Below are 14307 nucleotides of genomic sequence, written 5' to 3' on the forward strand. Positions count from 1 at the left end.
TTATTCAACGTGATCTTTTTTCTATTTAATTTCCTTGACTCTATTTGGCTTATTTTTGAGCACAAATAATTTAACCTATTGATTTATATAAAGATAAAAACTTATTGTACTATTTTTATTCATTTTTTTATTTAATAAACAAGGAAGTGCTCTATTTACACCCTCAGATCAAGCGTGTATTCTCTACACTATCAAGCTAGTACATTGAGTCATTTTTTATAAGGACATGTTATGTCAGAAGTCACATCCATTGCTAAACGCCCATCTATACTCGGTGGTGCGATGATTATTGCCGGTACGGCGGTAGGCGCCGGTATGTTCTCCATCCCTATTGTGACTTCCGGTGTGTGGTTTACCGGCTCTATCTTTTTACTCATTTATACTTGGTTTTGCCTATTTATGTCTGGCTTAATGATCTTAGAAGTTAATCTTCACTACCCCCTAGGATCAAGCTTTCATACTATTACCAAAGATTTATTAGGTAAGGGATGGAGTACCATTAATGGTCTTTCTATTGCTTTTGTTCTCTATATTTTAACTTATGCCTATATTTCTGCAGGTAGCTCCATCATTGTGCAAAATTTTGCTAATGTGGTTAGCTTGCCACAAGCCGTTGCAGGCTTAGTATTTGCCCTTGTTGTTGCTTTCTTCGTTTGGTTATCAACCCGAGCCGTTGATCGCTTAAGTACCATATTAATTGGCGGTATGATTGTGGCTTTTGTATTTGCTATCGGTGGATTATTTACCGAAGTGAAAATGCCAGTATTATTTAATACAACAGAAAGCCATGCCAGTTATTTACCTTATGCACTAGCCGCATTACCTTATTTATTAACCTCCTTTGGTTATCACGGCAATATTCCTGGATTAGTCACCTACTACCGTAAAGACGGTAAAGCCGTGATGAAAAGTCTATTAATTGGTACCTTGATTTCGCTGGCTATCTACATTTTATGGCAGTTTGTTGTACAAGGTAATATTCCTCGTGAAGGCTTTAAACAAGTCATTGCTGAAGGCGGAAATATTGGTAACTTACTGGCACAAATGCGTATCAATACAGCAAATACTTCCGTTTCATTCTTATTAGACTTGTTCTCATATATGGCATTAGCGAGTTCATTTTTAGGCGTGTCTTTAGGGTTATTTGATTATTTAGCTGATTTCTTTAAATTCTCAAATACAGGGACAGGACGTTTAAAATCGGCCATCGTAACTTTTGTACCACCTACTATTTTAGCGATTATTTTTCCTGATGGCTTCTTGTATGCTATTGGCTTTGCAGGACTTGCAGCCACAATTTGGGCGGCGATAATTCCAGCATTAATGGCAAAAGCCAGTCGTCAACGTCATCAGCAACAAAGCTTTAAAGCACCTGGTGGCACCTTTATGATTATCTTTGTGATCTTATTTGGTGCAATTAATGCGATTGCACACATATTAGCAAACTTTAATCTCCTACCTATTTACCGCTGATCTTCCGTCAAGCCAGCAATATGCTGGCTTGAACCTTCTTCTGCCAAAAAAATATTGCGAAATACTTGCCAAGTTTCAGTACTACGAGTAATTTTGTCGCCATTATCGTCAATGCTATTTATAGAAGGTTACCTATGGCAAAAGCTAATGAAATTAAGCGCGGTATGGCTATCAGTTATAACAATAAATTATTATTGGTAAAAGATATCGACATCCAAGCGCCAAGTGCTCGCGGTGCAAGTACTTTGTATAAAATGCGCTTTACTGATATTCGTACAGGCCAAAAAGTAGAAGAACGTTTTAAAGGGGATGATATCCTCGATACTATCAACTTAACACGCCGTGCAGTCAGTTTCTCGTATATCGATGGTGATGAATATGTCTTTATGGACAATGAAGATTATACACCTTACACCTTCAAAAAAGATCAGATTGAAGAAGAGCTGCTGTTTATTCCAGAAGAAGGCTTAGCTGGAATGCAGGTCTTAACTATGGATGGACAAGTTTTAGCTTTAGAGTTACCGCAAACTGTTGATATGGAAATTATCGAAACAGTACCGGGCATTAAAGGCGCGTCAGCGAGCGCTCGTACTAAGCCTGCGACTCTACCTACTGGATTAGTCATTCAAGTCCCTGAATATCTTTCTACAGGGGATAAAATCCGTATTCATATTGCTGAACGTCGCTATATGGGGCGTGCTGATTAATTAACCGCCAAAAACCTCCCTCACAAAGTAATATTTTACTGATGTGATGCTAAATAGGTCAGATAATCGTAAGAAACCCACTGTGACAACGATTATTTGACTTGTTTACCTAATCATTCCCTGTCAATACACAATTAAAAATATTGCACATTAATCAATCCATTTTTTTCAGCGCCATCCATCCAACGGATTTCAGCTTTCCCCATATTTTGAGGCAGTATAATTGATGATGATTGTTCAAAAGAGGTAGGGAAAATAGACTGGGTTGATGTAAAGACTTTGTTATTTTTGTAACATTGGTACTCAGCTTGATCGAGTGTGAAATTAATTTCACAAGCTGGATCAACAATTGCTCCTCGTACATAAATCTGTCCTGTGGTTTGCTGTGCTGTTGACGCCCAAACAAATGATATCGAACTGGAAACGAGAAGACTGCATAAAATGGTCAGATATTTTTTCATAACGACCTCACTTCTTGTTTGCGCAGTAGGTATGAGGATCACGCCTACTCGACATACTTTTATCATAGCAATAAAATATGACATTCATATAGACACAATAAGAATGTTTGATGTCTATCAAATATGAGTGGTTTTTATTTATAAATAAAAAATCAACGTTGATTTAAGCTTAAGTCAAATATTCATAACTTTAATAACCTAATTATTTAAACATCAACTTTCTATTTAATTAACACAATTTATTTTATTATTAGTATTAATTAACTAATTATAAACAATATTCATTACTGCTAGATGATCGTTAATCCATTCGATATCCATAAAACCTTTATTATTAATTAATTGCGAGTTAAATTGCTGATTAGCATCTAGTTTATATTGGAAGTCTTTCATCTCCTTACCATTCCAACAACTTGTTTTAACAGTATTTTCTTCTGATGATGCATAACATCCGCCTTCGACAATAGCACCAACAAAAGTAATTGTTGTTGAGCCTAACACTTTACTTTCACGTGCTAAACTAGGTGCCGTTAATAATAGACCTAGACATGCTAAAACTATCGGTATCTTTTTCAAAATAAACCTCCTCTCATTTATTTAAGTACAGAATATCCACGAGCCAATATGCTATTAAACTAATAACTAATATCGGCTAGTAACTTTATTTATTTAACTTTTATCTTTGATTAAAGTTTAGAAAGAAATTATAAAATACTCAAATTAAGACTATCAATAAAAAATATTCTATATTTGACTTATATCAAGATAAGAGAAGCTAACAAGATTAAAACAAAAAGATAACATTTACCTTAGCAATTAATTGCAAAGATATTTTTTTTTATTTTGGCTATAGTCCCTGCCATAAACTTGGAGTATTTGTGATTTAGATCACAATTAATCAACGAATTTTTTAATTATCCTTATGAAACTTTCTACTGTTAAACAAAAATTGTCTCTTATCTTGCTGTTAAATTTGGTTGGATTGACTCTTTTTTTATCTTGGTATCTTCCCGCACAACATGGCTTTTGGCTTTCAATAGATACACATATCTTTTATTTTTTTAATCGGCAACTATTGCCAGACTCTTCTTTTGCTATGTTTGTGGCTTATGTCAATAATCGAGCATTCGATGTGATTATTCTGCTGGCGATGGGAGGGTTGTATTATCATACCTTTCGTCAGAAAGATTATCAGGGCAAACGCCATCTCATTATTGTGGGAATAGTCATGGTGCTAAGTGCAATCGTAATTAATCAGATTGGACAAAATATTCCTATCGAAAGACCTAGCCCAACACTTCATTTTCACGATGTGCACCGCGTAGGTGTAGTGACAGGAATACCGACTAAAGATGCATCAGGTGATAGCTTTCCTGGCGATCATGGTTTGATGCTACTGATCTTTTGTAGCTTTATATTACGTTATCTTTCATTTCGCTCTTTTTTATGCGCTCTTTTAATTACGGTAATTTTTTCATTACCTCGTGTTATGGCTGGCGCACATTGGGCTTCTGATATCTTAGTTGGCTCTATCTCGCTCACTTTAGTCACAACAAGCTGGTTATTAATAACCCCTGCCTCTGATATCATCATTCATTGGCTAGATGAGCATCTCCCTTTTAAAGGCAAAAAAGCATTTAGCTAATTAAGTATAAAAAATAAGTAAAAGTAAAAATAAGCGCCCTACTGAGCGCTTATTTTTTATCTGTAAAAGGATAGTTTTATAACAAAAAGATAATCATTTTTAGTATGTGTTCTTTATTATCTAATGTTTTGTAAATTAAGCCTCTTTCCTCTCGCCATTTGACTTTTCTTTATGTAAACTTTTTACGTTTCCACATTATTTATTGTTTAATGTGGATATTTACGTGCTTTAGAGCACGTTTTTCGCGAAATAGGGTTGCCAGAGTTAAATTACACTATATTCTCTGGTTATTTGGTGAATATTCATGTGCTCATCTCGCACATAAGGATGTAAGGGAAATCTGTCACAATGAGAAATAAACCGTTTATGAGAATGCTTAAGCTCATACCGGCGTTTATTGTCGTAGCTACGTTATCAGCCTGTAGTTCACAAAACGCGTCTTCACGCTTAGCTAATTCAACAACTGCCCCACTTAATAAATCTTCAAGCACATCTATTTCCCAAGCATCTCAAGATGAATTTGAATCATTGGTGAAGAATCTCGATATAAAATCTAAGATACTTGACCAATATGCAGACTGGAAAGGTGTTGCATACCGCTTAGGTGGCAATACAAAAAGTGGTATTGATTGTTCCGCTTTTGTCCAAAGAACTTTTCGTGATCAATTTGGTGTCGAATTACCTCGTTCAACCTCCGATCAGCAATTTGCTGGTACCAAAGTTAATCGTTCAACCTTAAAAGCGGGTGACTTAGTACTGTTTAAGACTGGTCGCACTATGCGCCATATTGGTATTTATATCGGTAATGATAAGTTTGTTCACGCGTCAACCAGCAGTGGTGTTATCGTTTCTGAAATGTCCAATGTCTATTGGAAAAACCGTTTCTATACAGCGCGTCGGATCATTGATAATAATACAACAACAAGTCTTGCTGATAACTATTCTCAAGCGTCATTAAGATAAAATTTTCCCTTATATCTTATCGCAATAAAAAAGCCCCAATACTTATTGAGTATGGGGCTTTTTTATGTTGTTTTTTCTTGCATAACAGAGCCATATAGCCATCGTTAGTGAGTATTTTTATCTAAGTACATAGCAATAGATTGTGCATATGTCATAGAGAAATACCCATTAAGAACAAAAAAGAACTACAGATAAGAGTAGTCTGTTGGAAATGGCTCAGCAATTGCAACCCCAGCATTTTTTAAGCAACAAAGTGCTGCGCACTCATCATCACTATGTAAAAATAAACAAGGTACGCCATCCCACTCAATAATCACATTTTCAATATTGAGATTATTCAGATACTTTTGTAAGTTCTGTATTGCCTCATCTAAAGTCATACCATCATGACTTAGCAGTTTTAAGCCAATCAAGGTATTTTGTCTACTAGCATCATTCTCAGGTAGAATTTCTACCCTTGTTCCTGTAAAGCCTGCTAGCCACCGATAACTCAGCGGCAGCTTATGAACCACCGAAAGTTGTACATTTTCCACAAATCAATCCTGTTTCATCAACACGTTAATTTAATACATCATCAATACGAGTTTGAACTGACTTGCTCACACACATATTAAAATATTGTTAAAAACAAAGCATGAACGTTACAATAATCTTACAAAGAGAGAGGTATTTTAAGCTGTTTATTTCGCTTAACCTTTATCAACCTTCCTATCAGCCCTGATTACTCTTTTCAATTATTCTTTCATTTATTTAACATTTTATCAACTATATAAAATAATTGCATAAAATTTTACGCATTTAAGTAAAACAATCTATCAATTTTTATCATGATATTTCATATTACTAAAACAATAATAGATGATTATTAAAATAAACCCTAGTTAATTTAACAAAAATACAACATTAAGTGTTGATGCAAATCAAATAAGTTACATTGAAGGGAAAGAATTTAGAGAAATATTTAGTGAAAAACGTGGCGATAATGACATTTTAAAGATAAATAGAAAGGAAAACGCTATAAATACAGTGTATTTATAGCGTGATATTCTTATTTATAACGACGAGCAAGTAACAAGAAACTCATGGCACAGATAACACAAAATGCCATCGAACTCACCATCGGCCACTCAGTTTTAGCGGGTAACATTGCAATAGCGGTTCCAACTAAAGCCCCCACACCAAAACGGATAGTACCGGCTAAAGAAGATACCGTACCCGCCATATGTGGATAGTCTTCAAGAATAACGGCCATCGCATTTGAGGTTATCATGGCTATCCCACCAACATACATAGCCACTCCCACAACAAGGAAGTAAAAATGTAAATTAAGGGCGACCACCAATATTAAGAATATGCCCATTAAAAACTGCACAGTTAACCCAAAACGTAACATATTCAGTGCACCAAATCGGCGCACATAGCGCCCATTGATACTGGTCATGACAATCAAGAAAATAATATTAAAACCAAAGTACAAGCCAAATTGGTCGAATGGAATACCATGTAGTTCGATATAAACAAAAGGCCCTGCACTTAAAAATGAAAACATCCCTGCAAAAGAAAATCCCGATGCCAGAATATAGCAAAGTACTCGACGTGCTCTAAATAAGCTAATAAATTGACTAAATGTCACTCGTAGGCTAAAGCGTTGGCGGTGCTGTTTGGGCAAAGTTTCCGGTATATAGAGCGCAATTAATGCAGCAGCAATGATCGCCGCAATAGCAATACTCCAAAAAATAGCATGCCATGAGAACCAGTTCATCACCCAAGCACCAAGTAATGGCGCTAATAATGGAGCAATCGTCATGACTAATGCAACAAATGACATGCTTCTTGAGAACTCATCTCTTGAAAACATATCCCGCATTAAAGCATTAATGACAACACTTGCAGCGGCGGCAGCAAATCCATGTAGAAAACGCATACCAATTAGCATATCGATCGAGTCAGATAATGCACAAGCGCTCGATGCTAATGCAAAAACAATCACACCACCTAGAATAACCGGTTTACGCCCTAGACTATCTGCCATCGGCCCATAGACCATTTGTCCAATAGCAAAACCAAAGATATAGCTACTTAATGTCATCTGAACTTGGCCACCAGGCACGCCAAAATCCCGTGCTATAGTAGGTAAACTTGGCAGGTACATATCGATAGCCAGTGGCATAAGCATGGAAATAAGCCCCAATATTAAAATGAGGCTAAAGTACGACGGACGTTGCTCTTGCACGCAGTTAAACTCCAAAAAACGACAAAATATAATTATTATTTAGGTAGATGAATGCTATTGATTTCTTCTTCTGTTAGCGGTCGGTATTCTCCTGGCGCTAAAGCATCATCTAATGTGATATCACCGATACGCTCTCGATGTAACGCGACAACATGATTACCCACCGCAGCAAACATACGTTTAACTTGATGGTACTTCCCTTCACTGATGGTCAGTTTTACCTCAGTCGGTGTTATTACTTCCAATGTCGCAGGCTTAGTCAATTCTTTTTCGCCATTTAACTGAACACCCGTTTTAAATTTCTCGGCGACATCCGTAGCAATAGGCTGTTCCAACGTTACGACATACGTTTTTTCACAGTGATGTTTAGGTGCCGTTATACGATGAGACCATTGACCATTATCGGTTAATAGCACTAACCCTGTAGTATCAATATCTAAACGCCCCGCAGCATGTAATTTATGTGCTAGTGGCTCATCAATAAAATAAAGAATGGTGGGGTTAACAGGATCATCCGTTGAACACACATAACCAATAGGTTTGTTCAACATAAAATAACGCGGGCCTAAAATTTGTGTCAACACATTGCCATCATAAGCAACTTCTTGTTCAGGTGTGATTTTAGTCGCACCTGTTTTTACCATTTCACCATCTATAGTCACAAGCCCCGCTCTAAGTTCACGAGCTACTAAATTACGGCTAATCCCCAATTGCTGGGATAAAAATTTATCTAATCGCATGAATTTCTCTGAAAAATGGAAGAGTACCATCTGATATGAGGCATCTATTAAAAATGAATATTAACAATAAAACAACTAATTAATTTACCCTTAAATCATTTAGCCTTTCACTGTATTTAATTACAGTCTTTCTGTTCGCACTCATCGCTAAAAAGTGCTACGCTGGTGCTCTGTTTTGCTTTTGATGTATGGTTATGGCTTTTACACTCAGACCTTATCAGCTTGACGCGGTTAACGCGACAATCACTTATTTTCGCCAACATAAAACACCAGCACTTATTGTATTACCTACCGGTGCTGGAAAAAGCTTAGTCATTGCCGAACTTGCTAAAAGAGCACGTGGGCGGGTATTGGTTCTAGCACATGTAAAGGAATTAGTAGAGCAGAACCATAGCAAATATGAAGCCTATGGTCTATCTGCGGATATTTATGCCGCCGGATTACAGCAAAAAGAGAGTCGAGGCAAAGTTGTTTTCGGCAGTGTGCAATCGGTAGCACGTAACTTATCGCAGTTTGAGCATGCTTTTTCTCTATTAATTATTGATGAATGTCACCGTATTAGTCTGTCTGAAGATAGCCAATACCAACAAGTGATCAAACAACTTCAAACCATTAACCCCCAATTACGCATCTTAGGATTAACGGCTACTCCTTATCGTTTACCGACTGGTTGGATTTACCAATATCACTATCACGGTATGGTAAAAGGGGATGACAATTGTTTTTTTCGTGACTGTATTTATGAATTACCTTTACGCTACATGATAAGTCACCATTTCTTAGTCCCACCAACACGTTTAGATATGCCTATTTTGCAATATGACTTTAGCCAAGTTAGAACGAGCCAAAATGGTATTTTTAATCAAGAAGATCTCAATCGCGAAGTAAAAAAACAACAGCGTATTACACCCCATATTGTGTCACAGATAATTGAATACGGTGAACAACGCCGTGGTGTGATGATATTTGCGGCAACAGTCGAACATGCGACAGAAATCTTCACATTATTACCCCAAGGACAAGCCGCGTTAGTCAGTGCTGAAACCCCCTCTTCTGAGCGTGACGCATTAATTTCACAGTTTAAACAGCAACAGCTACGTTATATGGTTAATGTTGCTGTATTAACCACAGGCTTTGATGCGCCCCATGTTGATTTAATTGCTATTTTACGTCCAACGGAGTCCGTCAGTTTATATCAACAGATAGTAGGACGAGGATTAAGGTTATTTGCAGGAAAAACAGAATGTTTAATCTTAGATTATGCAGGTAACCCTCACGACCTTTATCTTCCTGAAGTGGGTAGTAAAAAGCCCAATCCAAATAGCAAACCGGTACAAGTGTTTTGTCCTCTCTGTCAATTCGCTAACACTTTCTGGGGCATAGTTGATGCAGATGGCGATATTATTGAGCACTATGGGCGACGTTGCCAAGGTTGGGAGCTTGATGAGCAAGGACAAAAAAAACAGTGTGATTATCGCTTTCGTTTTAAATTATGCCCACACTGTAATGAAGAAAATGATATCGCCGCACGGCGTTGTGTGCACTGTAATGAAATCCTAGTTGATCCTGATGATATGCTCAAAGCTGCTTTAAAGCTAAAAGGCGCCCTTATCCTTCGCTGTGGAGGAATGCAATTACTCAGTGGTCAAGATGAAAAAGGTGAGTGGCTTAAAATCAACTATTATGATGAAGAAGGTACTTCTGTTTCAGAACGATTTCGTTTAAAAACGCCTGCCCAACGTAAAGTATTTGAACTCAAGTTTTTACGCGAACACCAGCGCGCCCCTGGCGTTCCTTTTGTATGGCATAACGCTCAAGATATTATTAATCAGTTTGATTTATTACGTTATCCTGATTTTATTGTGGCACAAAAAAATAAAAAAGATGGCTTTTGGCAAATTCGTAATAAGTTATTTGACTATCATGGACGCTTTCGTAAAGCAGATACCTTATATTAAAGTCGATTTATATTTGCTGTTAGAGTGCTTTTTCGTTAAAATGCGCCCCGCTTTATCTGTTTTTAGATAAACCAAATCTCGAGCTTGTTGCTGGGTCGCCTGTAACAAGTATGTATTTTCTTTTTCATAAGAGAAAAAAGATGTTAACTATTAATGCAACAGTACGTAAAGAGCAGGGTAAGGGTGCGAGCCGCCGCCTGCGTGTGGCTAACCGTTTTCCAGCTATCGTTTATGGCGGAAATGAAGAGCCAATCGCTATCGATTTAGATCACAACGAAGTTATCAACCAAGAACACAAATCTGAGTTCTATGCTGATTTCGTTAACCTCGTTATCGATGGTAAAGCAACTAAAGTTAAAGTTAAAGCAGTGCAACGTCACGAGTATAAGCCAAAAATTACTCATATTGACTTCCTGCGCGCTTAATAAGCCAACCTTCGAGCTTTATTTTTCGGGACGCCGAGCATGTAACGCCACTTAATGTGGCGTTATTTGTTTCTATCTATTGCCTATTTTTCTGAAACTCTACGCTGTAACTGGTCGCGTAAATTAGGTGGAGTTCCTTTTATCGTCAGTGTATCGGTAGCGGGATCCCAAAAAATTCTTTCCCCCAACAGTTTCGCATCAAAATTAACCGTTATCCCCCCACCACTTCCTGAATACTTCATTAATTGGCGTAATGTACTGCGATCTGCGGGAAAAGTTTCCGCTAATTCATACCCTTTTTCTTCTGTAAACTGTGCAAAGTTTTGATCACCTAATGGCGGTAACTCTTGTGCTAGTTCAGTTAATGCAATCTCTTCACCCGATTGCAATTGCTCATTACAATAGCTGTAGACTTGTTCACGACAAGTTTGGCGCTCTTGTTTATTCATGTCTGATGCTTCGCAAAAGTCATCAACCGCTTGTAATAAGCCTTTATTTTGTACTTTAGTATTTAAACCTTCTTGCGCCCCTAAAAAGTCCATAAAGAAATCTGAAACTTTGCGTCCTACACGCCCTTTTAAGAAGGTTAAATAACGTAAAGAATCGGGTGAAGTTTCCCATTCAGTTAAATCAATACGAGCGATAATATCTGCATGAGGAATATCTAAATAGCGCGTTGAAGATACATCAAGACTGTCATTGACCCACATGCTATTACAGCTATTCAATACAGCGATTAATAAATATTCCACCGCGAGATAACGATAATGACAAAAAAGAACCGTTCCCCCTTCAGCAAAAGGGTATTTCGCTAACTCATCTTTAAGTCTAACCGTCGCTGCACGAGAAAAACCTAAAAATTCTTCTTCACCTTGACGTTGTAAACGTAATGCTTGAGCTAATTCGCTCTCTTCATTAAATAAACCATAGGCTTTACTTTTTGCACTATAAACACGATGTAACTCTTCGACCATCTCTTGAACAACCGGCTCAATGGCTAAGAGTGAATCACGTAGTACCACTTCTAATGTCTGCTCATCACGCTTAATAAGTTGGTGCAAAACTAACTGGTTAATATCTAGACTCATGGGCGCCCTCCTTTATCCCGATTCTTTTTGTGCGCGTATTCAAACATCCCCTACTTTTACTATCAAGGGGTATAACCGCAAAATAATTAATTTAATAGCAGAAAAACAACACGCCTTGCGGTAACATATAGCGTTTTATCCATTTAGTAGGAATTCAGATTTTATGCCACAAAAATCCCGTTATAGTGATGAACAAGTTGAGCAATTACTTGCAGAACTTGTCAGCGTTCTTGAAAAACATCATACTCCTACAGATCTTTCTTTGATGGTGTTGGGGAACATGGTGACAAACTTAATCAATACAAGTATTGCCCCTGCTCAACGAATGCTGATTGCAGACTCTTTTGTTCACGCTTTACGTGCTTCAATTGATGAAGGCAATATTCACTAATAAACACAGAAATATTTATAGACATGGTAACGAGAAATCAGTCCTATCGTGAAAAAGTATCCCAAATGATCAGTTGGGGTCACTGGTTTGCGCTGTTTAATATTATTCTAAGCCTTTTGCTTGGGAGCCGTTACCTGTTTATTGCTGATTGGCCAAGTACCTTTGCAGGTCGTCTTTACGCTATTGTCAGTTGGATGGGCCATTTTAGTTTTATCGTGTTTGCTATTTATATCCTTATTCTTTTTCCGTTGACCTTTGTGGTAGTTTCGCAACGATTACTTAGGGTGATATCCTGCGCCTTAGCTAGCGCAGGATTGACATTACTTATTTTTGATATAGCTGTTTACCAGCAATTTCAACTTCATTTGACCCAGTTGGTTTGGGATTTGGTTATCAATCCAGATGAAGGTGAAATGGCGCGAGAATGGCAACTTATCTTTATTGGTATCCCCATTATCTTTCTTATCGAAATGCTATTTGCTACATGGAGTTGGCAAAAGCTGCGCAGCTTAAACCGCCAGCGATGGGGAAAACCATTAGCCTGTGTATTTATTAGTTGCTTTATTTTATCCCACTCTATGTCTATTTGGGCAGATGCTAATTTTTATCGCCCTATTACTATGCAACGTGCAAACTTACCACTGTCTTACCCAATGACTGCACGTAAATTCCTTGAACGGCATGGTTTTATTAATCAATCTGAGTATGAGCAGCGTTTAATGAGCGAGGGTAATCCTGCGGCACAGAGTATCACCTACCCGCTTGCACCTCTTGATTATTCTAAAGATGAAAGCTCATATAACTTACTTATGATTGTGGTTGATGGATTAGGTAATGAAGACGTTGCCAAACTACCGAGCTTGCAACAATTTGCTGATAATAACCTCTCTTTCTCTCAGCACTATTCAGCAGGCATAAATAACGAAACGGCGCTGTTTGGATTATTTTATGGCATTTCACCGTCTTACTTGGATAGTGTGTTAAGTAGCCGCAAAAACTCAGCGCTCTTTGACGCTTTAAATTATCGTCACTATCAATTAGCACTATTTTCAACTAATGGATTTAAATCGCCATTATTTACACAAGCGGTGCTGGCTGATTACTCACTACCTACTTCACGTAGTGAGGATAACGACACAACGATTAATAGTTGGCGTTCATGGTTGTTAAAAAATAAACAAAGCACACCTTGGTTCTCTTTCTTACAAATCAACGGTGATAAGCATACATCAGCTTCTCAAGCACAGTTAAATAGTCAATTAGAGACCATTTTTACTACTTTAAAAGAAAGCAACATACTTGATAATACCGTTGTGGTCGTAACGTCAAATTATCATCAGAACAATGATAAACAAGATAGCCAATGGCTTGTTAACAAAGACACTTTTAACTTAAGCCAATCGCAGGTTCCACTGGTAATACATTGGCCTAATGTTACACCACAAAAACTAGATAAACTAACCAGCCACCAAGATATAATGACAACGCTAATGCAACATGTATTAGGTGTTATTAGCCCTGCAGATAACTATTCTCAAGGCGAAGATCTATTTGCTAATACGCGTAATCACCCTTGGATTTTTACTGGTGATAATGAAACTCTAGTGGTCTTTTTACAAGATAATACGTTAATGATAGATAAACATGGCAGATATGCTTTGTTTGATAAATCAGGCAAAGAGATCCAATCCGCCAAACCTGATTTACGCCTATTATTGCAAGTACTGGCTGAGCAAAAACGATTTATTGAGCGTTAGTATTAAAAAAAGACTATAAGTAAAAAGTTAATAACAACTGACGTCACTATAATGAATAAAAATACAGCAGTTAAGTATCTAAAGGGTTGCTTTAGCAGTAAAAAACAGTAATATACTAAGCACAATCGGCATGTAGCGCAGCCTGGTAGCGCACTGTCATGGGGTGTCAGGGGTCGTAGGTTCAAATCCTATCATGCCGACCATTTTTATTTAAAAAAACCAACCAATTACGGTTGGTTTTTTTATGTCTGGGATTTACCACTGGTAAAACTCTGGTAAAACGACGACAGATCATCTCTCAAAATCTCCCTTTCTTTAGCTCATAAAATTGCCCTTTTCTCCTTGCTATTCTATTCGTTACCTTATATAAATTACTGTATAAAAACACAGTTAAATAGGTGATGCTATGATTAAGCTTGAAATCAATAATGCGGAATATATTTAGCTCCTCTAAAAATGCAGTCAA

Annotated in this window: 14 protein-coding genes and 1 tRNA gene; 9 read left to right on the forward strand and 6 right to left on the reverse strand. The window is 37.3% G+C overall.

The annotated features are described in order from the left end of the window. Positions 1-231: 231 nt before the first annotated feature. Together mtr and yeiP are read left to right on the forward strand one after the other, a co-directional pair. Positions 232-1473 (forward strand): tryptophan permease, encoded by a 1242-nt coding sequence (mtr, locus tag AACU98_RS15205; protein WP_004247056.1) that lies wholly within the window; start codon positions 232-234, stop codon positions 1471-1473. Positions 1474-1607: 134 nt separating this feature from the next. Further along, the gene (gene yeiP, locus AACU98_RS15210; RefSeq protein WP_004247807.1) at positions 1608-2180 is read left to right on the forward strand and encodes an elongation factor P-like protein YeiP; all 573 of its coding nucleotides are present in this window, start codon (positions 1608-1610) and stop codon (positions 2178-2180) included. A 134-nt stretch (positions 2181-2314) separates the two neighbouring features. Here the strand turns inward: yeiP and AACU98_RS15215 are convergent, their stop codons facing one another. Continuing rightward, complete coding sequence (locus tag AACU98_RS15215) at positions 2315-2641, reverse strand: hypothetical protein (RefSeq protein ID WP_063108972.1); 327 nt, start codon at positions 2639-2641, stop codon at positions 2315-2317. A gap of 264 nt (positions 2642-2905) precedes the next feature. Continuing rightward, entirely contained in the window at positions 2906-3217 is a 312-nt protein-coding gene (locus AACU98_RS15220; protein WP_004247804.1) for a hypothetical protein, read from the reverse strand. A gap of 346 nt (positions 3218-3563) precedes the next feature. On the opposite strand from AACU98_RS15220, the gene AACU98_RS15225 reads away from it, so the two are divergent. Both AACU98_RS15225 and mepS read left to right on the forward strand, forming a co-directional pair. Beyond that, positions 3564-4286: a phosphatase PAP2 family protein gene (locus AACU98_RS15225; RefSeq protein ID WP_004247803.1), complete on the forward strand. Its 723-nt coding sequence runs from the start codon at positions 3564-3566 to the stop codon at positions 4284-4286. Positions 4287-4634: 348 nt separating this feature from the next. Next, positions 4635-5249: a bifunctional murein DD-endopeptidase/murein LD-carboxypeptidase gene (gene mepS / locus AACU98_RS15230; protein WP_004247050.1), complete on the forward strand. Its 615-nt coding sequence runs from the start codon at positions 4635-4637 to the stop codon at positions 5247-5249. Between the two features lie 185 nt (positions 5250-5434). On the opposite strand, the gene AACU98_RS15235 is transcribed toward mepS, so the two are convergent. The 3 genes from AACU98_RS15235 to rsuA all read right to left on the reverse strand — a co-directional run bounded on the left by AACU98_RS15235 (position 5435) and on the right by rsuA (position 8222). Beyond that, positions 5435-5782 carry a YejG family protein gene (locus AACU98_RS15235; protein WP_004247049.1) on the reverse strand — a complete coding sequence of 116 codons (348 nt, stop codon included), beginning with the start codon at positions 5780-5782 and terminating at the stop codon, positions 5435-5437. Between the two features lie 515 nt (positions 5783-6297). Continuing rightward, complete coding sequence (locus AACU98_RS15240) at positions 6298-7482, reverse strand: Bcr/CflA family multidrug efflux MFS transporter (RefSeq protein WP_004247802.1); 1185 nt, start codon at positions 7480-7482, stop codon at positions 6298-6300. Positions 7483-7517: 35 nt separating this feature from the next. After that, positions 7518-8222: a 16S rRNA pseudouridine(516) synthase RsuA gene (gene rsuA, locus AACU98_RS15245; RefSeq protein WP_004247801.1), complete on the reverse strand. Its 705-nt coding sequence runs from the start codon at positions 8220-8222 to the stop codon at positions 7518-7520. Between the two features lie 194 nt (positions 8223-8416). On the opposite strand from rsuA, the gene AACU98_RS15250 reads away from it, so the two are divergent. Both AACU98_RS15250 and rplY read left to right on the forward strand, forming a co-directional pair. Further along, complete coding sequence (locus AACU98_RS15250; RefSeq protein WP_004251887.1) at positions 8417-10180, forward strand: DEAD/DEAH box helicase; 1764 nt, start codon at positions 8417-8419, stop codon at positions 10178-10180. 140 nt (positions 10181-10320) lie between these two features. After that, complete coding sequence (gene rplY / locus AACU98_RS15255; protein WP_004247799.1) at positions 10321-10605, forward strand: 50S ribosomal protein L25; 285 nt, start codon at positions 10321-10323, stop codon at positions 10603-10605. A gap of 83 nt (positions 10606-10688) precedes the next feature. Here rplY and yejK read toward each other — a convergent pair whose 3' ends face one another. Next, on the reverse strand, positions 10689-11693 hold the full coding sequence (gene yejK, locus AACU98_RS15260; RefSeq protein WP_049199195.1) for a nucleoid-associated protein YejK: 1005 nt from the start codon (positions 11691-11693) through the stop codon (positions 10689-10691). Between the two features lie 163 nt (positions 11694-11856). Between yejK and AACU98_RS15265 the strand changes: the two genes are divergently transcribed. The 3 genes from AACU98_RS15265 (at position 11857) to AACU98_RS15275 (ending at position 14044) form a co-directional block, all read left to right on the forward strand. Continuing rightward, the gene (locus AACU98_RS15265; RefSeq protein WP_004247042.1) at positions 11857-12084 is read left to right on the forward strand and encodes a YejL family protein; all 228 of its coding nucleotides are present in this window, start codon (positions 11857-11859) and stop codon (positions 12082-12084) included. A gap of 23 nt (positions 12085-12107) precedes the next feature. Further along, positions 12108-13841 (forward strand): LPS biosynthesis-modulating metalloenzyme YejM, encoded by a 1734-nt coding sequence (yejM, locus tag AACU98_RS15270; protein WP_017628394.1) that lies wholly within the window; start codon positions 12108-12110, stop codon positions 13839-13841. A 126-nt stretch (positions 13842-13967) separates the two neighbouring features. Beyond that, positions 13968-14044, forward strand: a tRNA-Pro gene (locus AACU98_RS15275). The last annotated feature ends 263 nt before the right edge of the window (positions 14045-14307 follow it).

The sequence above is a fragment of the Proteus sp. G4380 genome, from assembly GCF_963885725.1.
Lineage (GTDB): Bacteria > Pseudomonadota > Gammaproteobacteria > Enterobacterales > Enterobacteriaceae > Proteus > Proteus mirabilis.